Annotated in this window: 19 protein-coding genes; 10 read left to right on the top strand and 9 right to left on the bottom strand. The window is 65.0% G+C overall.

Annotated elements, in window-relative coordinates; genetic code table 11:
- Nucleotides 1-97 precede the first annotated feature (97 nt).
- From AC0L3C_RS27415 to hpaR, 3 genes are all read right to left on the bottom strand, one after another.
- The gene (locus tag AC0L3C_RS27415) at nucleotides 98-874 is read right to left on the bottom strand and encodes an HpcH/HpaI aldolase family protein (RefSeq protein WP_473409487.1); all 777 of its coding nucleotides are present in this window, start codon (nucleotides 872-874) and stop codon (nucleotides 98-100) included.
- Between the two features lie 139 nt (nucleotides 875-1,013).
- Nucleotides 1,014-2,099 (bottom strand): malate/lactate/ureidoglycolate dehydrogenase, encoded by a 1,086-nt coding sequence (locus tag AC0L3C_RS27410; protein WP_473264048.1) that lies wholly within the window; start codon nucleotides 2,097-2,099, stop codon nucleotides 1,014-1,016.
- Between the two features lie 118 nt (nucleotides 2,100-2,217).
- Nucleotides 2,218-2,736: a homoprotocatechuate degradation operon regulator HpaR gene (hpaR, locus tag AC0L3C_RS27405; protein WP_247288667.1), complete on the bottom strand. Its 519-nt coding sequence runs from the start codon at nucleotides 2,734-2,736 to the stop codon at nucleotides 2,218-2,220.
- Between the two features lie 110 nt (nucleotides 2,737-2,846).
- Between hpaR and hpaH the strand changes: the two genes are divergently transcribed.
- The 6 genes from hpaH (at nucleotide 2,847) to AC0L3C_RS27375 (ending at nucleotide 9,227) form a co-directional block, all read left to right on the top strand.
- Nucleotides 2,847-3,653, top strand: a complete 807-nt coding sequence (gene hpaH / locus AC0L3C_RS27400) for a 2-oxo-hept-4-ene-1,7-dioate hydratase (RefSeq protein WP_473264050.1) — start codon at nucleotides 2,847-2,849, stop codon at nucleotides 3,651-3,653.
- 30 nt (nucleotides 3,654-3,683) lie between these two features.
- On the top strand, nucleotides 3,684-4,082 hold the full coding sequence (locus AC0L3C_RS27395; protein WP_473409486.1) for a 5-carboxymethyl-2-hydroxymuconate isomerase: 399 nt from the start codon (nucleotides 3,684-3,686) through the stop codon (nucleotides 4,080-4,082).
- Complete coding sequence (gene hpaE / locus AC0L3C_RS27390) at nucleotides 4,075-5,613, top strand: 5-carboxymethyl-2-hydroxymuconate semialdehyde dehydrogenase (protein WP_473409485.1); 1,539 nt, start codon at nucleotides 4,075-4,077, stop codon at nucleotides 5,611-5,613. Before AC0L3C_RS27395 ends, hpaE begins: the two co-directional genes overlap by 8 nt.
- A gap of 103 nt (nucleotides 5,614-5,716) precedes the next feature.
- Nucleotides 5,717-6,700, top strand: coding sequence for a 3,4-dihydroxyphenylacetate 2,3-dioxygenase (gene hpaD / locus AC0L3C_RS27385; RefSeq protein WP_473409484.1), 984 nt, complete (start codon nucleotides 5,717-5,719; stop codon nucleotides 6,698-6,700).
- Nucleotides 6,701-6,703: 3 nt separating this feature from the next.
- Nucleotides 6,704-7,573 carry a fumarylacetoacetate hydrolase family protein gene (locus AC0L3C_RS27380; RefSeq protein ID WP_473264054.1) on the top strand — a complete coding sequence of 290 codons (870 nt, stop codon included), beginning with the start codon at nucleotides 6,704-6,706 and terminating at the stop codon, nucleotides 7,571-7,573.
- Nucleotides 7,574-7,598: 25 nt separating this feature from the next.
- Nucleotides 7,599-9,227 (top strand): thiamine pyrophosphate-dependent enzyme, encoded by a 1,629-nt coding sequence (locus tag AC0L3C_RS27375; protein ID WP_473409483.1) that lies wholly within the window; start codon nucleotides 7,599-7,601, stop codon nucleotides 9,225-9,227.
- Here AC0L3C_RS27375 and AC0L3C_RS27370 read toward each other — a convergent pair.
- From AC0L3C_RS27370 to AC0L3C_RS27350, 5 genes are all read right to left on the bottom strand, one after another.
- On the bottom strand, nucleotides 9,205-10,446 hold the full coding sequence (locus AC0L3C_RS27370) for an MFS transporter (RefSeq protein ID WP_473409482.1): 1,242 nt from the start codon (nucleotides 10,444-10,446) through the stop codon (nucleotides 9,205-9,207). The two genes, AC0L3C_RS27375 and AC0L3C_RS27370, sit on opposite strands and share 23 nt — an antisense overlap.
- 54 nt (nucleotides 10,447-10,500) lie before the next feature.
- Nucleotides 10,501-11,154, bottom strand: coding sequence for a DNA oxidative demethylase AlkB (gene alkB / locus AC0L3C_RS27365; RefSeq protein ID WP_473409515.1), 654 nt, complete (start codon nucleotides 11,152-11,154; stop codon nucleotides 10,501-10,503).
- Nucleotides 11,155-11,163: 9 nt separating this feature from the next.
- Nucleotides 11,164-11,910, bottom strand: a complete 747-nt coding sequence (locus AC0L3C_RS27360; RefSeq protein ID WP_473409481.1) for a 2OG-Fe(II) oxygenase — start codon at nucleotides 11,908-11,910, stop codon at nucleotides 11,164-11,166.
- Nucleotides 11,911-12,092: 182 nt separating this feature from the next.
- Complete coding sequence (locus AC0L3C_RS27355; protein ID WP_473409480.1) at nucleotides 12,093-12,779, bottom strand: DUF2848 domain-containing protein; 687 nt, start codon at nucleotides 12,777-12,779, stop codon at nucleotides 12,093-12,095.
- Nucleotides 12,772-14,121 carry an amidase gene (locus AC0L3C_RS27350; protein WP_473409479.1) on the bottom strand — a complete coding sequence of 450 codons (1,350 nt, stop codon included), beginning with the start codon at nucleotides 14,119-14,121 and terminating at the stop codon, nucleotides 12,772-12,774. Before AC0L3C_RS27350 ends, AC0L3C_RS27355 begins: the two co-directional genes overlap by 8 nt.
- 173 nt (nucleotides 14,122-14,294) lie before the next feature.
- Here AC0L3C_RS27350 and AC0L3C_RS27345 point away from each other — a divergent pair, with 173 nt between their 5' ends.
- The 4 genes from AC0L3C_RS27345 to AC0L3C_RS27330 all read left to right on the top strand — a co-directional run bounded on the left by AC0L3C_RS27345 (nucleotide 14,295) and on the right by AC0L3C_RS27330 (nucleotide 18,015).
- Complete coding sequence (locus AC0L3C_RS27345) at nucleotides 14,295-14,708, top strand: Zn-ribbon domain-containing OB-fold protein (protein WP_027568974.1); 414 nt, start codon at nucleotides 14,295-14,297, stop codon at nucleotides 14,706-14,708.
- 3 nt (nucleotides 14,709-14,711) lie between these two features.
- Nucleotides 14,712-15,851: a thiolase C-terminal domain-containing protein gene (locus AC0L3C_RS27340; protein WP_473409478.1), complete on the top strand. Its 1,140-nt coding sequence runs from the start codon at nucleotides 14,712-14,714 to the stop codon at nucleotides 15,849-15,851.
- Between the two features lie 5 nt (nucleotides 15,852-15,856).
- Complete coding sequence (locus tag AC0L3C_RS27335; RefSeq protein ID WP_007593675.1) at nucleotides 15,857-16,771, top strand: SDR family oxidoreductase; 915 nt, start codon at nucleotides 15,857-15,859, stop codon at nucleotides 16,769-16,771.
- 131 nt (nucleotides 16,772-16,902) lie between these two features.
- Nucleotides 16,903-18,015, top strand: coding sequence for an SMP-30/gluconolactonase/LRE family protein (locus AC0L3C_RS27330; protein WP_473409477.1), 1,113 nt, complete (start codon nucleotides 16,903-16,905; stop codon nucleotides 18,013-18,015).
- A 121-nt stretch (nucleotides 18,016-18,136) separates the two neighbouring features.
- On the opposite strand, the gene ppc is transcribed toward AC0L3C_RS27330, so the two are convergent.
- Nucleotides 18,137-20,926, bottom strand: a complete 2,790-nt coding sequence (gene ppc / locus AC0L3C_RS27325) for a phosphoenolpyruvate carboxylase (protein ID WP_473409476.1) — start codon at nucleotides 20,924-20,926, stop codon at nucleotides 18,137-18,139.
- Nucleotides 20,927-21,296 lie beyond the last annotated feature (370 nt).

The raw sequence follows: 21,296 nt of genomic DNA, 5'->3' as shown, positions 1-21,296 counted from the left end.
GGCCCAGTTGTTTACGTAATGTGCTTCACTGGGTTCTGGGTCCCGGCTCTGCGGAGCGGAGCTACGCGCCGCATCGCGTCCGGGACACAGAGAGAGCTCAGGCCTTGCCGCCGGAATCCTTCCGCGTGGCATTCACCTGCATCTTGGCGTAGGTCGTCATCAGGCCGACCTCGTTCGAGAGCGTCACCAGCTTGAAGCCCATGTTGATGGCGCGCGCGGCACCTTCGGCGCCGCTGCAATGGATGCCGGGGTTGAGGCCGCGCTTGCCGCACTCCTTGATGATCCTCTCGTAGATCGCGAGGATTTCGGGCTCCGTGCGATCGAGCTTCGGTTCGAGGCCGTAGGAGAAGCCGAGGTCGGATGGGCCGATATAGACGCCGTCGATGCCTTCGACGTCGAAGATCGCTTCCATGTTCTCGACCGCGGTCCTGGTCTCCATCATCGGCAGCAGCACGATGTCGTCGTTGGCCGTCTTTTGGTAGGAGCCCGCGGTGCCGTACATGCCGGCGCGGATCGGGCCGTTGGAGCGCACGCCCTTCGGCGGGTACTTGGAATAGGAGACGAGGTTCCTGGCTTCCTGCGGCGTGTTGACCATCGGGCAGATCACGCCATAGGCGCCGCCATCGAGCACCTTGCCAATGATGCCGGGCTCGTTCCAGGGCACGCGGACCATCGGTGTGATCGGGTGCTTGTCCATCGCCTGGAAGCACTGCACCATCGACAGATAATCCTGCACGCCGTGCTGCATGTCGACGGTGACGCTGTCGAAGCCGCATTGCGCAATCATCTCGGCCGAGAAGCCGGAGGGAATCGCGAGCCACGCGTTGACCACGGCCTTGCCCGACTTCCAGATTTCCTTGACCTTGTTCGCCACGTTGCCTTCCTTCTTTGTTTTGGACCGTGTTATTTGGACCGTGTGATTTGGACTATCGTCACCATGACGAGCGTCGCGACAGCACAACCGCTGTTACCGCGAACTGGCGCGTCGCGCTACGCTCGCAATGACGCAAGACCTATGCGGTCGCCCTCTGGATGCTGACTTCGCTGACGCCGACCTCGCGGGCGGTATTCACTATTGCCGCCCAGGTGTCATCCGGCAAGGGGATGCCGTTTTGGGTCCGCTCAGCCCGGGTTTTCCGCTCGGGATCGCCGGGGATCAGCACCTGATCGACCCCGGCCACCGGCTTGGTGGTACGAATGAAGTCGGCATAGCGCGACACCTCTGCGTCGAAGACATGGGAGGTATCGACCACTTTCGGATCGACATAGAAGGCCAGCATGCCGTTGGCGAAGCGCCGACCGCCAGACGTGGCCCCGGTTCCGGTCAACGCGCCGCCGAGCAGCTCGCACATGAAGGCAAGGCCCGAGCCCTTGTGCTCGCCGAACGCACGGATCGCGCCCGTTCCCTTGGTGTGATCGCGCGGCCCATCCGGCGTGTAGGGGCCGTAGAGCACGGCCGGCTCCTCGCTCAGGCTGCCGTCGGCATCGACCAGCGCCTCCTTCGGCAACTTCTTGCCGCCGCGGCTTGCGACCAGCACCTTGCCCTCAGCCACGACCGAGGTTGCAAAGTCCAGCACGATCGGATCCTGGCCCTCGCGCGGAATGCCGACGCAATAGGGTGCGGTGGAGAGCCGTTTCTCCACGCCGCCGAACGGCGCCACCAGCAACGAGCCTGCGGCATTGACGAAATGAACCGAGATCAGTCCTTCGGCGGCGGCCATCTCGGCCCAATCGCCGACCCGGCCGATATGGCCGGCATTGCGCAGCGCGACTGCGGCAAGTCCCGCCTTCCTGCACTTCTCGATGCCGATCCGGACCGCTTGCGGCGTCACGGTCTGGCCGTAGCCGAACTTGCCGTCGATCACCGCGAGCGAAGGCGTGTCGAGCACCAATTCGGCGTTCTGGTTGGGCACGACCGCGCCGGACTTCTGCCAGCGAATATAGACGGGGACGCGGATCACGCCGTGGCTGTCATGGCCGGTCAGATTCGCCGTGGTTAGATAAGTGGCGATGCGCCGGGCTTCGTCGGGCGACGACTGCGCATGCGCGAAGACCTCGGTCACGAAGTCGATCAGCTTCTGAACCTGGATGGTGACCATGAGGGTCTGTTTGCCTCTACCTCGGCGCCGATTTTGCAGTCATCGGCTTGAGCGGCACTTGAGCGAAAAAATGCGGCGATGTCCATGATTGTTGCCGCGCGCTTGCGCATATCTGCTTTCACTCCTCGGCACTTGCCTCCTCGCCCGCGCCGAGCCCTGCGAGACTCTGTTCGAGTTCGCCGAGCATCTCCTGCAACTCGACGAGCTTGCGTGCGCCAAAGCGTCGCGTGATCTCCGCATAAATCGCTTCGGAGGACGGCGCGACGGAGGCCATCAGCTTCACGCCCTTTTCCGAGATCGAAACCATGCTGCGGCGCTGGTCCGCCTTCGCGGTCTTGCGCTCGATCAAATTGCGCGCCTCCAGATCACGCAGGATCCGCGACAGGCTTGGTCCGAGCAGGAACGCGGTGCGCGCCAGTTCCGTGACCTCGACCGTGTCGATCGCCGCGAGCGCGCGCAGAATGCGCCATTGCTGCTCGGTCAGGCCATGCTCGCGCAGCGAAGGACGGAATTGCCGCATCACAGCTTCGCGCGCCCGCAGAAGCGACATCGGCAGCGAGCGCGAGAAGTCGCGCATCGGCACCTGCCGGACGGCGGGCTCGCTTCCGTTCGCAGGATCAGCCGGTCTTTTCACCATGACGCCCCTTCATGCCGCAAAACGTTTGCAGTGCAGCAAGCCAATTTGCGATTGACGCATTCACTTAACATGTTAAGTATCTTCCCGCACCACGGTTTGTAAGATCACACATGGCGCTTTCCAACGACGATATCCGAGCTTGCGCGAACCGTCTGCATCAGGCGGAAAAGACCCGTACACAGATCCGGCAGCTCTCGCAGGACTTTCCCGACATCAGCATCGCTGACGCCTACGCGATTCAGAAGGCCTGGGTCGACGTCAAGATCGCCGAGGGGCGCATCGTCAGGGGACACAAGATCGGCCTGACCTCGAAGGCGATGCAGAGCGCGCTCGGCATCAACGAGCCGGATTCCGGCGTGTTGCTCGACGACATGTTCTTTGCCGATGGTGGCCTCGTGCCGACCGAGCGCTTCATAGCCACGCGCGTGGAAGCCGAGCTCGCCTTCGTCATGAGCAAGCGCCTCGCGGGCCCCGACTGCACGCTGTTCGACGTGCTCAACGCCACCGACTTCGTGGTGCCGGCGCTGGAGATTCTGGACACGCGGATCGAGCGCGTCGATCCCCGGACCAAAGCGACGCGAAAGATCTTCGACACCATTGCCGATAACGCGGCGAACGCCGGCATCGTGCTTGGTGGACGGCCGATCCGCCCACTCGACGCTGATCTGCGCTGGATCGGTGCGTTGTGTTTCAAGAACGGCCAGCTCGAAGAGACCGGCCTTGCCGCCGGCGTGCTCAATCATCCCGCAACGGCCGTTGCCTGGCTCGCCAACAAGATCGCACCGCTCGGCCTTGCGCTCGAGCCCGGGCAGGTCGTGCTCGCGGGCTCCTTCATCCGTCCGATCGAGACCCGCAAGGGCGACACAATTCAAGCCGATTATGGCGCCTACGGCTCGGTGAGCTGCTACTTCGCCTAGACGAACAAAAAGACAGGGAGTGAAACCGCGATGCCGCATTTCACGATCGAATATTCGGCCAATCTCGACGACCGCCTCGACATCGGCGCGGCGTGCGAGGTCGTGCGCAAGGCGGCGGTCGAGACCGGCACCTTCCCGCTCGGCGGCATCCGCGTCCGCGCCGTCAGATGCGAGCATTATGCGATCGCGGACGCGCGGCAAGACTACGGCTTTCTCGACATGGTGCTGCGCATCGGCGAAGGCCGAGACCTCTCCACCCGCAAGAAAGCCGGCGAGCACGTCTTCCAGGCGCTCTCCAAACATCTCGATCCCGTGTTCGCTGCGAGCAAGTTCGCCCTCTCGTTCGACATGCAGATCAACGACAAGGACACGAGTTGGAAGCGCAACAACATCCACGACGCCCTGAAAGCGGAGGCCGCCCATGGATAAGCCCACGCCGAAAACCGATGTGTTCCAGGCCAATCGCGACCGCATCGCACCGCTGCTGAAGACGCTGCGGGCAGACGGCATCGGCCACATGATCGACGGCAAGATCGTGCCGTCGATCTCAGGCGAAACTTTCGAGACCAAGTCGCCGGTCGACGGCGCGACGCTCGCAAGCGTCGCCCGCGGCAACGCCGAGGATGTCGATCGCTCCGCCACCGCTGCCGCACTCGCCTTCAAATCCTGGCGCGACATGGGCCCAGCGATGCGGAAGAAGCTGCTGCATCGCGTCGCCGACGCCATCGAGGACAATGCCGAGGACATCGCGGTGCTCGAATGCATCGACACCGGCCAGGCCTATCGCTTCATGGCCAAGGCTGCGATCCGCGCCGCCGAGAACTTCCGCTTCTTTGCCGATCGATGCGGCGAGGCCCGCGACGGCCAGAACACGCCGAGCGACGAGCATTGGAACGTCTCGACCCGCGTGCCGATCGGCCCGGTCGGCGTGATCACGCCGTGGAATACGCCGTTCATGCTTTCGACCTGGAAGATCGCCCCTGCCCTCGCAGCCGGCTGCACCGTCGTGCACAAGCCGGCGGAGTGGTCGCCGATCACGGCGGCTATTCTTGCGAAGCTCGTCAAGGAAGCCGGCGTCCCCGACGGCGTTCTCAATACCGTCCACGGTTTCGGCGAAGAGGCCGGCAAGGCATTGACCGAGCATCCCGCCATCAAGGCGATCGGCTTTGTCGGCGAAAGCTCGACGGGGTCGGCGATCATGGTTCAGGGTGCGCCCACGCTGAAGCGCGTGCATTTCGAGCTCGGCGGCAAGAACCCGGTGATCGTATTCGACGACGCCGATCTCGACCGCGCGCTCGATGCGGTCGTGTTCATGATCTACTCACTCAACGGCGAGCGCTGCACGTCGTCGAGCCGCCTGCTGATCCAGGCCGGCATCGCCGAAAAGTTCATCGAGAAGCTGACCGCGCGGGTGAAAGCCCTGAAGGTCGGCCATCCCCTCGATCCCGCCACCGAGATCGGGCCGCTGATCCACGAGCGGCATCTGGCAAAGGTGTGCTCGTATTTCGACGTCGCACGCCAGGACGGCGCGACGATCGCGGTGGGCGGCAAGGCCTATGACGGCCCGGGCGGCGGACATTATGTCGAGCCGACGCTGGTGACCGGCGCGCACGGCAAGATGCGCGTGGCGCAGGAAGAGGTGTTCGGCCCCTTCCTCACCGTGCTGCCCTTCAAGGACGAAGCAGACGCGATCGAGATCGCCAACGACATCCGCTATGGCCTGACCGGCTATGTCTGGACCAACGATGTCGGCCGCGCATTGCGTGTCGCGGATGCGCTGGAGGCCGGCATGATCTGGCTGAACTCGGAAAACGTCCGCCATCTGCCGACGCCGTTCGGCGGCATGAAGGCCTCCGGCATCGGCCGCGACGGCGGCGACTACTCGTTCGACTTCTACATGGAAACCAAGCACGTCTCGCTCGCGCGGGGCACGCACAAGATTCAAAAGCTGGGAATTTAAGCCACCGTCGTTCCGGGGCGCGAAGCGAACCCGGAACCTCGAGATTCCGGGTTCGGTCCTGACGGACCGCCCCGGAATGACAAAGGCCGAGAGGGGAAACGCAATGCCCGTACCGCAACATATCTTCGAGCCGCCGTTCAACATCATTCGCTCCAGCCACGCCGTGCTGGACGTGACCGATCTGAAGCTCAGCCGCGAGTTCTATGAAAGCGTTGTCGGCCTGCATGTCGAGGACGCCGACGACAAGGTCGTCTATTTGCGCGCCGCCGAGGAGCATCAGCATCACTCGCTGGTGTTGCGCAAGGCGGCGGTGCCCGCCTGCAACCGCCTCGGCTTCAAGGTCGGCAATGACGGGGATCTGGACAAGGCTGCAAAGTTTCTGTCCGAGAACGGCCTGGGCTACGCCTTCGTCGATCAGCCCTTCCAGGGCCGCACGCTGCAGTTCACCGACCCCTTCGGCTTCCAGATCGAGCTGTATGCGTCGATGGACCGGCGGCCGCATCTGCTGCGCCGCTATGACCTCTACAGGGGCTGCCATCCGCAGCGGCTCGACCATTTCAACGTGTTCGCCGCCGAGGTGCAGGACACCGTCGAATTCTATGCCCGGCTCGGCTTTCGCCTCACTGAATACGCCGAGGAGGACGGACCGAACGGGCGCATCGCCGCTGCCTGGATGCATCGCAAGGGCAATGTCCACGATTTTGCCATCACCAACGGCAAGGGTCCGCGGCTGCACCACTTCGCCTACTGGACGCCGACGGCGATGAACATCATCCATCTCTGCGACGTCATGGCCTCGCAGGGCTTCGTGAAGAACATCGAGCGCGGCCCGGGTCGCCACGGCATCTCGAATGCGTTCTTCCTCTACGTCCGCGACCCCGACGGACACCGGCTCGAGCTCTACACCAGCGACTATTTCACCGGCGATCACGACCACGAGCCGCTGCGCTGGTCGCTGCGCGATCCGCGTCGCCAGACATTGTGGGGCGCGCCTGCCCCGCGCTCCTGGTTCGAGCAGGGCTCGCCGTTCTCCGGGCAAGCCGTGCGTGAGCCGAAGTTCGTGGCCGATGTGCTGGTGGCGGATTAAGCAATGACACTCCCTCGCCTCGCCACCTATTCCGTCAACGGCGCCGTCAGCTACGGCGCCGTCGTTGACGGTGGCATCGTCGATCTCTCCGCGCGCCACGCCAAAGACTATCCGACGCTGCGCGAGGTGATCGCGGCGGGAAAGCTCGCGAGCCTCGCCGAGGAGGCCGCCAGCCGCACGCCCGATCACGCGCTCGGTGACATCATCTGGCTGCCGCCGGTGCCCGCGCCGGAAAAGATCATCTGCATCGGCGTCAACTACCCCGACCGCAATGCCGAGTACAAGGACGGCCAGGACGCGCCGAAATATCCGAGCATGTTCATGCGGAGCCCACGCTCCTTCGTCGGCCACGACACGCCGCTGGTGCGCCCGCGCGCCTCCGCGCAGCTCGACTATGAGGGCGAGATCGTGCTGGTGATCGGCAAGGCCGGCCGGCACATTGCGGAAAGTTCGGCGCTCGATCACATCGCCGCGATCACGCTCTGCAACGAGGGCTCGGTGCGCGACTGGCTGCGCCATGCCAAGTTCAACGTCACGCAGGGCAAGAACTTCGATTCCAGCGGCAGCCTCGGCCCGTGGCTGGTGCCCTACACGCAGGAATCGCAGATCGCCGACATCCGCCTCACCACGCATGTCAACGGCGAGCTGCGACAGGACGACCGCACCAGCCGGCTGATGTTTCCGTTCCGCTATCTCATCAGCTATATCTCGACCTTCGCAACGCTCGTTCCCGGCGATATCATCGTCACAGGCACGCCGACGGGCGCCGGCGCCCGATTCGATCCGCCGCGTTATCTGAAGCCCGGCGATGTTATCGAAGTCGCGGCCGAGGGCATCGGAACCTTGCGAAACGGCGTCGTCGACGAAGCCTGAACAATGATTGAAATGGAATAATGCCATGACCACCCTCACCGGCGGCGAAGCGATCGTAAGCGGCCTTGTCGCCCATGGCGTCGACACCGTGTTCGGCCTGCCCGGCGCGCAGGTCTACGGCCTGTTCGACGCCTTCCATCAGGCGCAGCTCAAGGTGATCGGCGCGCGGCACGAGCAGGCCTGCGGCTACATGGCGTTCGGCTATGCGCGTTCCAGCGGCAAGCCCGGCGTGTTCAGCGTGGTGCCGGGTCCCGGCGTGCTCAACGCAAGCGCGGCACTGCTCACCGCCTTCGGCTGCAACGAACCGGTGCTGTGCGTCACCGGCCAGGTGCCGACGCAATTTCTCGGCAAGGGCCGCGGCCATCTGCACGAGATGCCGGACCAGCTCGCGACCCTGCGCACCTATGTGAAATGGGCGGATCGGATCGAATATCCCGGCAACGCGCCGACCACGGTCGCGCGCGCCTTCCAGGAGATGACGTCCGGACGGCGTGGCCCCGCCTCGGTCGAGATGCCCTGGGACGTCTTCACCCAGCGCGCGGATACAGCCGCAGCACAGGTGCTGGCGCCCTTGCCTGCGCCGCTGCCTGATCCTGACATGATCAAGCAAGCGGCCGCGCTGATCAGGAACAGCAAGGCGCCGATGATCTTCGTCGGCAGCGGCGCGATCGAGGCGCGCGAGGAGATTCTCGAACTCGCCGAGATGATCGACGCTCCTGTCGTCGCCTTCCGCAGCGGCCGCGGCATTGTCTCCAATGCGCACGAGCTTGGGCTGACCATGGCGGCAGCCTACAAGCTGTGGCCGACAACCGATTTGATGATCGCGATCGGCACGCGCGCCGAGCTGCCGGCGTCGGGCTTCCGCTGGCCGTACCAGCCGAAGGGGCTGAAATCCATTCGTGTCGATATCGATCCGGCCGAGATGCGCCGGCTCGCCTCCGATGTCGCTGTCGTCGCCGACGCCAAAGCCGGCGCGGCCGATCTCGTCGCCGCCGTGAAGAAGGCCGGCTATGCCAGGACGAGCGGCCGGCGGGGAGAGATCCGCGAGGCGACTGCAACGGCGCAAGCCGAGATCCAGCGCATCCAGCCGCAGATGGCGTATCTTAACATCCTGCGCGAGGTGCTGCCGGCGAACGCTATCGTGACCGATGAATTGTCGCAGTTCGGTTTCGCCTCCTGGTACGGTTTTCCGATCTACGAGCCGCGCACCTTCATCACATCAGGCTATCAGGGCACACTCGGCTCGGGCTTCCCGACCGCGCTCGGGGCCAAGGTCGCCAATCCCGACAAGCCGGTGGTGGCGATCACCGGCGACGGCGGTTTCATGTTCGGCGTGCAGGAGCTCGCCACCGCCGTGCAGTTCAACATCGGCGTGGTGACGCTGGTGTTCAACAACAACGCCTACGGCAATGTCCGCCGCGACCAGCGCGAACGATTTGACGGCCGGGTGGTGGCGTCGGACTTGGTCAACCCGGATTTCGTGAAGCTCGCGGAATCCTTTGGTGTCGCCGCCGCGCGCGTCACCGCGCCGGACCAGTTCAAGGCGGCGATGGAGAAGGCCCTGGCGCATGGCGGGCCCTATCTGATCTCGGTCGAGGTGACGCGGGACTCGGAAGTCAGCCCGTGGGCGTTCATCCACCCGCCGAAGCCTTGAGGTGAACGCCGCCCTCTAGCCGCGCCGCCGCGATCACCAGCAGGCCCGCGCCTGCGACCGCCCAGCAGGCTACCGGGGCCCAGTGCAGCAGCGGCGCGTAGTCAGGCATTTTCTGCAAGCCGCCGGCGACCGCCGCCATCCGCGCGAAGGTCCCGAGTGCCAGCGCCGAGAAGACGAGGCCAGTCACCTTTCCCTCCGCGCCAGTCGAGCCGATGGCCAACGCAGCCGAGATCGCGCTCATCAGCATGCAGCCCCACGCCGCTCCGGCGAGAAACTGCGCGACGATCAGCGTGTTGAGGCTGCCGGCGAATTCGGCCGCAGCAATCGCGACCGCTCCAAGCAGTCCGGCCGCGCCCATCACGATCACGCCGCCACGGTGCTTGACGACGAGGCTTGCCGGAAACATCGCAATGTTGAAACCGATCCAGAACACCGGCATCAGCCATTGCAGCTCATCCGGCTTGGCAAAGCGCAGGTAGAACGGCGCGCTGTTCAGAGCGAAGTGCAACTGATAGCCGAGCGCGAGCGCCACCATCGCGACGATGAAGGCGATCGGCACGAGGCCAAGCGGCTTTGCCGCTTCGGCCGGTGTCGGCGGCGCGGTGTCGCGGGCCACCTCGTGCTCGATCCGTGACAGTCCGAGCGCGGTCAACAGCAACACTGCGCTCGATATCACGAAGGGCAGCCGCGCATCGTGCTCGCGCAGCACCACGCCGAGATAGGGCGAGACTGCGCCGGCGACGCCATAGCCGAGCATCGCGAGCGCGGCGAGGAACGGCACCTGCGGCCGGGCGCGGTATTTGCCGAGCAGGGTCAGCGGCGGCGCGCGCAGCGCGGACGAGGCGATCGACCAGACCACGATCAGGCCAATGAACCACCCCTGCGCGGCCACGCCGCGCCCTGCGACGAAAGGCAGCGCGACGAATGCGCCGCAGGAGATCGCGGCCAGGAGCCCGACGAACAGGCCAAGCCTGCCGAGATGGGGAGCGATCCTGTCGGCGGCTATCCCCATCGCGGTGTCGGCGATGGTGAAGATCGCCTGGTCCAGCATCAGGATGAGGATGACGGCTGATGGCGCGATGCCGACCTCAGCCGCGAGCTTTGGCAGATAGATGACGTAGGTGGTCCAGCCAAGCGTGAACGCCAGTTGCAGCACGGCCAGATACAGGCCGGTGCGGTTGGCCGCGCCAGTGCCGGCCGAGAGCTGTGTGGTCGCCATATCGCCGTCTCCCCCGCCGGAAGCTTAGACGAGCGGGGGCTGCGAGGAAACGCGTCAGCGGACCTTTCGGAACGTCAAATTGACCCGCTTGCGGCCGAGCAACGCATGCTCGCCATCGGCCAGGGGCGCGACGCCGTGATAGGCGAGCCTGCTGGGGCCGCCCCAGACCACGACGTCACCATGGACGAGGCGGAAGCGGCGCGGCTTGTCGCTGCGTGCCATGCCGCCGAACAGGAAGCTCGCGGGCAGGCCGAGCGAGACCGAGACGATCGGCGCTGAATAATCCAGCTCGTCCTTGTCCTGATGCAATGACAGCCGCGTGCCGGGCTCGTAGCGATTGACGAGGCAGGCATCGGGCGCGAAGCCGGCAAAGCCGCCCTGCTCCGCGGCGCGGCGGGCGAGGTCGCGGAGCACGGGTGGCATCGCCGGCCATCGCGCACCGGTTCGCGGGTCGATGGGATCATAGCGGTAGCCAGTGTGATCGGTGATCCAGCCACGCTCGCCGCAATTGGTCATCGCCACCGACATCAGATGCCCGCCGGGCGTGGTCATGCGACGGAACGGCGACTGCGCGACGATGGCGCGCACCGCTTCGATCAACTCGCTCTCGATCGGCTTGACGAAGCCGCGCAGCAGAACGGCGCCGTCGGCGATCTCCTCGCGCGACGGCTGGGCTTCGGCGACATGGTCGAACAAATCCGCCATCAGCGGCAGCGCTTATTTCGCATCGTGAAAGATCACACCCAGCGTGTGGCGCTGGCCAGAGCGAATCCGGCTGACGCCATGGCGGAGATTGACACGGTAGGTGCCACGTGTCCCCTGCACCGGGCGATGATGCACAGCGAAGGCCACCGCGTCGCCCTGCGCGAGCGGAACCACCTCGGCGCGGGACTGCATGCGCGGACGCTGCTCGGTCAGCACGAACTCGCCGCCGGTGAAATCGGGGCCCGGTTCGGACAAGAGGATCGCCACCTGCAATGGGAACACGTGCTCGCCATAGAGATCCTGATGCAGGCAGTTGAAATCGCCGGCCTCGTATTGCAGCAGCAGCGGCGTCGGCCGCGCTTGGCCCGCCTCGTGGCACCGCTTCAGGAACGCTGCGTGTTCGGCGGGGTAGCGGATGTCGATCCCCATCGCCTCGTTCCAGCGATTGGCGACGCCCTGGAGATGCGCGTAGAGCGCCGGGCGCAACTGCGCGATCAGATTGGGCAGCGGGTAGGAGAAATATTTGTACTCGCCGCGGCCAAAGCCGTGGCGGCCCATGACGATGCGGCTGCGGAAGTTGGCGTCGTCGGGATAGAGCGCGGCGATGGCGCGGCACTGATCCGGCGTGATCAGGCCCTTCAGGACGGCGCAGCCATGGGTGTCGAGTTCGCCGGTGATCTGGGGCCAGTCGAGGGCATCGACATGGGCGGCGAGGTCAGTTGCCGGAGATTGAGCCGATTTGCGTGCTGTTGCTGTCATGGCACTGACTTTCGCAGGACCGCCCTGTCCTCTACCACCCGATTTCCGTCCCTCTCCCCGTCATTGCGAGCGGAGCGAAGCAATCCAGAATCCCTCAGCGGAACCAGTCTGGATTGCTTCGTCGCATGGGCTCCTCGCAATGACGGCGGAGAGAGTTCCGCTGGCAATGACCGTGGGGCGTATCAGCCCCGCACCGGCAGCGTCACCACGTCGTAGCCGTGCTTGATCGTGCGCTTCAGCACGGGGTCTTCCAGCTCGAAATCGAAGCGGTCGGCGGGGCGGATACCGCCTTTCGCCGCAAACGTACCGCCGAACATGGCGCAGCCGTCGGGGAATTTCCCACCCTCGAAACCGCGCGCGATCAAGTCGTCGACCGGGAGCATCGCGTCGAGCGTGCCCTCCTGGTAGAGCACGCGCTCGCCCTTGATGGTGGCCCAGGAGCGCAGGATCATCCTGTCCCAATGGCCGATGACGTCCTCGAGCTCCCACAGCGTGGATGCGACCGGCTTGTCGCACATCTGCTTGGAAACCGTGACGTTGTAGGCTTCGACCTTGCGGTCGGTGTGGTCGGAGCCGCAACCGACAAAAATGCGGCCCTGCCAGCCGATCAGCACGAACTCGACCTCGCCGCTGGAATCGCCGCCGGTGCACTCGATGCTGTCTTCCATCGTCAGGCGCCGCGCCGAGGCGCGATAGTAGATCGGCGTCGAGGCCGGCGGGGCGATACCCATCTCCTGCAGCTCGGCAATGTGCTTATCGCGCGCAACCGGATCGCGGCCGGTCCAGCCGGCGATGACCATCTGGTCGATTGCCAGCGTCAGCGGCGTGGTGGTGTCCTGGGCATCGACGGTGAAAGTCAGGTCAAACACGAATAACGGCCTCCACGCCGGCAGCAAGCTCGAAGATACGGCGGTCCGATCCGCCCGCGCCCGCCAGCATCAGGCCGACGGGAATCTCGCCCTCGCGATGCGCCGGCAGCGAGATGGCGCAGCCGTCGATCATGTTGATCAGGGTGCAGTTCCGGAGCGCCCGCAGGTTTTCCCTGGTGAACGCCTTGTCGTCGGCAAGGTCCGAAATTTTCGGCGGCGTGTTGGCGGTGGTCGGCAGCACCAGCGCGTCATAGGGCGCGATGCGCGCATTGACGCGGGCGATCAGCGAGCGGCGCTCGTTGAGAAGATCGATGTAGTCCGCCGCGCTCTGCGCCCCGCCGCGCATGATGCGCACGGAGACTCTGGGATCGTAGACGTCGCCCTTGGACGTGAGGAGGTAGCGATGCCAGGCATAGCTTTCGGAAGCCGCAAAGCCACCCTTGGCGTTCATCGGCCCGATGTCGTGGAATTCGGCCATCTCGATGCGCTCGATGATCGCACCGTGATCGGCAAGGCTCTTGAGCGCCCGCTCGAATGTCGCGGCCACAGCCGCATCGAGGTCGTCGAGCACGATCGTGGTCGGCACCGCCAGCCGCATGCCCTTGACCGGGCGAGGCTTCAGCGGGGCGATCGGCTCGTTGGCGAGCACGGCATCGAGAATGGCACAGCAACTGACCGATCGTGCCAGCGGCCCGATGCTGTCGAGCGAGAACGACAGCGGCACGGCCCCGTCGAGCGGCACGCGCCGCTGCGTCGGCTTGTAGCCGACGATGCCGTTATAGGCCGCCGGAATCCGGCAGGAGCCGCCGGTGTCGGTGCCGAGCGCGCCATGCGCCATGCCGTCGAGCACGGAGACCGCGGCGCCCGAGGACGAACCGCCGGGCACGTGGCCCTCGGCCCGGTTCCAGGCGCCCTTTGGCGTACCGTAATGCGGATTGATGCCGATGCCGGAATAGGCGAACTCGGTCATGTTTGTGCGCCCGATCACGACAAAGCCGGCCTTGCGCAGCCGCGCTACCGTGGGGGCATCCTGCTCGGCCGGCGAGGAATCGTCGAGCGCGCGGGAGCCGGCGCGCGTCACCTGCCCCTTGATGTCGAAGAGATCCTTGATCGAGACTGGGATACCGGCGTAGCGCGACGGCGCCGCCTTCACCTTGCGCAACCCGTCCATCGCATCCGCCGCCACAAGCGCGGCATCCTTGTCGACATGGATGAAAGCACGCTGGCCCTCGCCGGCCGGATCGGCGATTTTGGCGATGCAAGCCTCGACCAGCTTGCGGGAGGTGGTGCGACCGCTTTCGAGGTCTTCGGCGAGCTTCGTCAGTGTCGAAAAATCGGGCATGTCTGTCTCACGGAATATTTGCGCGCAATGTATAGCGCTGCCTCACTTCGACACAAGCATTGTGCGCATGATGGCATGCATGCGCATTGCTGGACCGTTGACGCGCCATGGTCGATTGTCGCATCAAGATCGCAACAGCCGGGCTCAGCTTGGCCTTGGGAGGACCTGCCGAGATGGCCGAACCGCAGCGCGCGCGACCGAAACCGACGCCTGAGACCCAGCATTTCTGGGACGGCACCAAGGCGGGCGAGTTGCGCCTGCAGCGCTGCGACGCCTGCGCGCATGTCTATTTCCCGCCGCGCCCGTTCTGCCCGTCCTGCGCCTCGCGCAAGGTCAGCATCTTCAAGGCGAGCGGCAAGGGCTTCCTCTACAGCTACGTGATCAACCACCGTCCCGCCGCGCCCGGATTCACGCCGCCTTACGCGATCGCGGTGGTTGAGCTTGCCGAGGGACCCCGGATGATGAGCAACATCATCGACTGCCCGCAGACGCCGGAGGCGCTCGAGCTCGATATGAAGCTCGAGGTTGCCTTCGAGGCGCTCGACGACAAGATCACCCTCCCCGTGTTCCGCCCGGCGAAGGGATAGACCATGCGCAGCAATCAGGTTGCCGTCGTCGGCGCGGCCGAGACCACCGAGCTCGGAATCATCCCCAACGTGTCGCAGCTCCAGCTTCATGCGGATGCGGCGCTCAATGCCATTGCCGATGCCGGGCTGAAGCTGTCGGACATCGACGGCTTCGCCACCGCGGTCGAAACGCCGCAGCAGGTCTGCCACTATCTCGGCATCAAGCCGACCTGGGTGGACGGCACCTCGGTCGGCGGCTGCTCCTTCATGCTGCACGTCCGCCATGCCGCCGCGGCAATCGAGGCCGGCCTGTGCAAGACCGTGCTGATCACCCATGCCGAGAGCGGCAAGTCGATGATCGGCAAGGCGCCGCGCTCTATTCCCCCGGAGAGCCTGCAAGGGCAGTTCGAGGCGCCGTTCGGCGTCTACGGCCCGCCCAGCATGTTTCCGATCCCCGTGCTGCGCTTCATGAAGACCTACGGCATCACCCACGAGCAGATCGCCTCGGTGGCGGTGGTGCAGCGGGAATGGGCGGCGAAGAATCCGCGCGCGATGATGAAGGATCCCATCACGGTCGCAGACGTCCTCAACTCGCGCATGATCGCCTATCCGTTCCGCCTGCTGCAATGCTGCCTCGTCACCGACGGCGGCGGCGCGCTGATCCTGACCTCTGCCGACCGCGCCAAGGATTTTCCGCGTAAGCCGGTCTACATCATGGGCACCGGCGAGAGCGTGGAGACGCCGATGGTCAGCCAGATGGAGACTTTCAACTCCTCGCGCGCGTTCAAGACCGCCGGTCCCCTCGCCTTCAAGGAGGCCGGCATCGCCCACAAGGACGTCGATCATCTCATGATCTACGACGCGTTTGCGCATCTGCCGCTGTTCGGTCTCGGCGACCTCGGCTTCATGCCGCACGAGGAGACCGGCAAGTTCATCGCCGACGGCAACACGCGGCCGGGGGGTAAGCTTCCGCTCAACACCAATGGCGGCGGCTTGAGCTACATGCATTCGGGCATGTACGGCATGTATGCGCTCCAGGAGAGCGTCCGGCAGATGCGCGGCATTGCGCCGGCGCAGGTCGCCAACGCGAAGATTTCGGTGTGCCACGGCGTCGGCGGCATGTTCGCCGCGTCGGGCACGATCGTGTTTACGAACGAGAGGTAATCCAAATGACGAAATCACTCCAAGACAAGGTCATCATCGTCACCGGCGCAGGCCGCGGCATCGGACGGGAGATCGCGCTGCTCTGCGCTGGCGAGGGCGCCAAGGTCGTCGTCAACGATCCCGGCGTCGCCGCTGACGGCGCCGGCACCAGCGCAGCGCCAGCCGAGGAGGTGGTCGAGGAGATCAAGAAGCGCGGCGGCACCGCCGTCGCCAATTTCGAGTCGGTGGCCGAAGCCATCCCCGCCAGCAAGATCGTGAAGACCGCGACCGATCATTTCGGCCGGCTCGACGGCGTCGTCAACAATGCCGGCATTTTGCGCGACATGATCTTCCACAAGATGAGCGTGGAAGCGTTCGAGGCCGTCATCAAGGTGCATTTGATGGGCTCGTTCTACGTCAGCCACGCCGCAGCGCGAATCTTCCGCGAGCAGGAGAGCGGCTCGTTCGTGCATTTCACCTCGACCTCCGGCCTGATCGGCAACTTTGGACAAGCCAATTACGCCGCCGCCAAGCTCGGCATCGTCGGCCTGTCGAAATCGATCGCGCTCGACATGGGCCGCTTCAACGTCCGCTCCAACTGCGTCTCGCCGTTCGCCTGGACCCGCATGATCGGCACCATCCCGACCGAGACCGAAGCCGAGAAGGCGCGCGTCGAGAAGATCAAGCAGATGGGCCCGGAGAAGATCGCGCCGGTCTGCGCCTATCTGCTCTCCGATGCCGCAAAGGACGTCTCCGGGCAGATCTTTGGCGCCCGCATGAACGAGCTGTTCCTGTTCAGCCAGAACCGCCCGCTGCGCTCGGTGCATCGGAGCGAAGGCTGGACCCCGCAATCGATCGCGGAGCACGGCATGCCGGCGCTGAAGGGATCGTTCTACAAGCTCGACCGCTCCGCCGACATCTTCCCGTGGGATCCCGTGTAAGGAATCTCGTCTGACCGTATTTCCGGCATTTCTGCCCTGCGATCTCCGGTTATCTTAGTCCGGAGATCGCTCCGCTTTACGCCCGATTGCTGGCGGATCATTTCCTCCCAACACAACTTTGGGAGGAAACCATGACAAGAATACTGACCGACTCCGACGACACGACTGCAAGCAGCGGCCTCGCCCGCCGCACTCTGCTCAAGGGCGCCGCGACCGTTGCCGCATCCGCCCTGCTCGCCTCACGCGCGGACGCCCGCGACTTCGGCGCCAGTGCCGAGCCGCAGCGCTATCCCGATCCCGACATCATCGCCATCGATCCCAAGCGCTTCAAGGCCAAGGTCGGCAACACCGCAATCAAGCGGCTCTATACCGGCTGCCTGTGGGCGGAAGGACCGGCGTGGAATGCGCAAGGGCAATATCTGGTCTGGAGCGACATCCCTGCCAACCGCCAGCTGCGCTACCTCGACGACGATGGCCACATCTCCGAACAGTTCCACAAGCCGTCGAACGAGGCCAACGGCAACTCGTTCGACACCGAGGGCCGGCAGATCAGCGCGGAGCGCACCCGCCTCGTCCGCTACGAGCATGACGGTTCGGTCACGACGCTGGCCGAACAGGCCAACGGCAAGCCGCTCAACGGCCCCAACGACATGGTGGTGCATCCCAACGACAAGGCGATCTGGTTCACCGATCCCGGTTATGGCGCGATCAGCATCTACGAGGGCAAGCTTGCCAATACCGGCTCGCTGCAGCCGTATCAGAAGGAAGCGGTCTATCGCATTGATCCGCAGAGCGGCCAGGTCGCGAAGGTGGCCGACGAGCCGTTCAAGCCGAACGGCATCGCTTTCAGTCACGACTACAAGAAGCTCTATGTCTGCGACACCGGCATCACGCATTATCCCGAAGCCAAGAACGTGGTGTGGTCGTACGACATCGACGGGACGAAGCTGTCGAACCCGAAGAAGCTGATCGACATGACCCTCGACGGCAAATCAGGCTTTCCGGACGGCCTGCGCGTCGATACCGAGGGCAACATCTGGGTGGGCGCCGGCTGGGTCGGCCCCGGCTATGACGGCGTGCAGGTGTTCGCGCCGAACGACGGCGCGCGCATCGGGCAGATCCTGTTGCCCGAGACCTGCGCCAATGTCTGCTTCGGCGGCAAGAAGCGCAACCGCCTGTTCATGACCGCGAGCCAGTCGCTCTATGCGGTGTATGTGGAAACGCAGGGCGCGCACTTCTGTTGAGGCCGTGCTCTCACCACGCGTCATGGCCGGGCTTGTCCCGGCCATCCACGACCTTACGCGCTGCACCTAGAACGTGGATGCCCGGGACGAGCCCGGGCACGACGACTGAGGGTGGGTCGCCTTACCCCGTATTCCTCAACCCCGCCGAGATCCCGTTGATCGTCAACTGAATCCCCCGCAGCACCTGTTCGTCCGGGTTCTGCGCGCGGTGCTCTTTCAGCAATTCGACCTGCACATGGTTGAGCGGGTCGAGATAGGGGAAGCGGTGGCGCACCGAGCGTTCCAGCAGCGGGTTGCCTTGCAGCAGCCGGTCCTGCCCCATGATGTCCAGCAGCGTCTCGATGCAGGAATGCCATTCGCGACGGATGCGACCGAAGATCTTTTCGCGGAGCGCTTCGTCGGGCACGAGCTCGGCATAGCGCGAGGCTATCGCGATCGAGCTTTTCGCCAGCACCATGTCCATGTTCGACAGCAGCATGCGGAAGAACGGCCATTCCTTGTAGAGCTCTTTGAGGAACGGCATGCCCTTGTCGGGATGCTCCGCGATCCATTGCTCGACCGCGCTGCCAAAGCCGTACCAGCCCGGCAGCATCAGGCGGCATTGCGCCCAGGAGAACACCCAGGGAATCGCGCGCAAATCCTCGATCGCACGCGTCTTCTTGCGTGAGGCCGGGCGGCTGCCGATGTTCAGCGTCGCGATCTCGTTGATGACGGTGGACGCCCAGAAATAATCGACGAAGCCGTCGGTCTCGTAGACGAGGCCGCGATAGGCCTTGAAGGCGAGGTTCGAAAGCTCGTCCATCGCGGTCAGATAGTCGCGCCGGGGCGCGCTCTGGCGCGGATGCAGCAGGCTCGCCTCCAGCGTCGCGGCGGCAAGGATCTCCAGATTGTTGCGGCCGACTTCGGCGTTGGAATATTTCGACGAGATGATCTCACCCTGCTCGGTGATGCGGATCTGGCCATTCACGGCGCCACCGGGCTGGGCGATGATGGCGTCATAGCTCGGGCCGCCGCCGCGGCCGACCGAACCGCCGCGGCCATGGAACAGGCGCAGCCGCACGCCATGGCGCTCGAACACGTCGACGAGCCCGATCTCGGCCTTGTAGAGCTCCCAGCCCGAAGTGACGAAGCCGCCATCCTTGTTCGAGTCGGAATAGCCCAGCATCACCTCCTGCACGCTGCCGCGGCTGTCGACGAGGCGGCGGTAATCGTGCAGCGACAGCATGCGGTCCATGATGGTGGAGGACGCTTGCAAATCCTCGATGGTCTCGAACAGCGGCACGATGTTGATGGCGCTGCGCCCGGAGGGATGGACGAGGCCAACCTCCTTCAAGAGCACCGCGACCTCGAGCATGTCGGACATGCCCTTGCACATTGAGATAATGCATTGGGGAATGGCGTCCGAGCCGAACTTCGCATGCGCCTCTGCTGCGGCATGGAACACGTTGAACTCGCCCATGGTCTCGTCACTGTATTTGACGAACGGCGACACCAGCGAGCGCGTCGAGCGCAGCTCGTTGGTGAGCAGGGAGATGCGCGCGTCCTCGCCGAGGGCGAGATAGGACATGCCGGGGTTGGCGGCGTCCATCAGCTCGGCGATGGTGCGCTCGTGCACCGCCGAGTTCTGGCGGATATCGAGCCGGGCCAGATGGAAGCCGAAGCAGTCCACCGCACGCCGCAGCAGCCGCAGCCGGCCGCGGGCGATGACGCCGGCGTTGTTGGAGATCAGCGAGCGGTGCAGCACATCGAGATCGGCCTTGAACTCCCCGACGCTGTCGTACGGCGCGCCCTTGCCGACCGGCCGCCGCGTGATCTCGACCTGAAGCATCTCAGCCGTGGCGGTGAGGCGCGCATAGATGCCGGAGACCGCAAGACGATAGGGCTCGCCGCTCCGGTGCGGCGAGGTATCGGGCGAGCGCTCCGCCAGCGTGCGCAACTCCTCGGACACGTCGGCGAGATGCGCCGCGATCGACAGCTCGGAGCCCAGCACGTGCAGCTCGTTGAGATAGAACTGCATCACCCGGCTCGACTGCAGCCGCAGCGTGCCGCGCATCACGTCGGCGGTGACGAAGGGATTGCCGTCGCGGTCGCCGCCGATCCAGCTGCCCATGCGCAGGAACGAGGCGAGCTCGCCTGCCGCCTGCTCGCCGTCCTCCTGCAGCCGGTCCTCCAGCCCGTTGACCAGCCGCGGCACCTCGCGGAGAAACGTGTAATCGTAGAAGGACAGGCCGTTGGCGACCTCGTCGAGCACGGTGAGCTTGGTCCGGCGCAGCAGATTGGTCTGCCACAGCGTCAGCACCTCGCGACGAAGCTGTTCGTCGCTGGCGGCGGCCTCCTCCGCCGTGAGCGCGACGCGCTCGCGACGATCGAGCAGGCTAGCGACCTCCATCTCGCGGTCCATCGTGCTCTTGCGGCGGACCTCGGTCGGATGCGCGGTCAGCACCGGGCTGACCAGCGCGCTCTTGAAGAAGTTGCGCAGGGCATCGGCACCGATGCCCGCAGCTCTCGCATGGGCGAGCGTCTCGGCCAGCACGCCGGAGCCGCCGCCCTTGTTGGCGCGCATCTGGCGAATGTTGTTCTGGTCTTCGGCGATGTTGGCGAGGTGGGAGAAATAGCTGAAGGCGCGGACGATCCGCACCGTCTCCGAGGTCGACATGCTGTCGAGGATCTGCTCGAGCTCGCGGCGGGCGAGCCGGTCCTCGTCGCGGTGGAATCGGATCGAGGTCTGCCGGATGCGTTCGACCAGATCGAACAATTCAGGCCCCTCCTGGTCGCGCACCGTGTCGCCGAGGATGCGCCCGAGCAGGCGGATGTCGTCGCGCAGCCGCGCATCTGCTTCCAGCGCCTGGACATCCTCGGGGCGGTTGGGGCGCTGATCGGCAGTGTCGGATGGTAATGTCTGGAGGGACATGGCTCGGCTCCCCTTGTAGAGCTCCCTATGGCTCCCCGGCCCGGTCGAGTGTGCGATATTCTTCTACCGCAGTGCAAGGTGAACTTGGTGGCGACGCACACCTCCGCGGTCTCGCGGCGCGGGCGCCCGAGTTTTGCTGTCCGTTTCGCCCTCGTCGAGAAGAAAGGGCGCAGGGAAGGCCGGGCGCCGGCTGGCACCCAAGGTCCGCACGCGAGAAACGCACGCGGGGGTGACCACAGGTGATGCCGGAACATCCGGCCTTCCCTGCGCAATGGTTTTACGGCTTATGGCGCGCTCTTGTGTCCAGAAAATCTGACAAGATGTGCAAACGGGCGGTTCTCGCAAAACCGCCCGTCGCTGGATCTGAGCC

This window comes from Bradyrhizobium sp. WSM4872 (assembly GCF_055811715.1).
The sequence above is the reverse complement of the archived record's forward strand: the minus strand, read 5'-3'. Positions and strand labels throughout refer to the sequence as shown.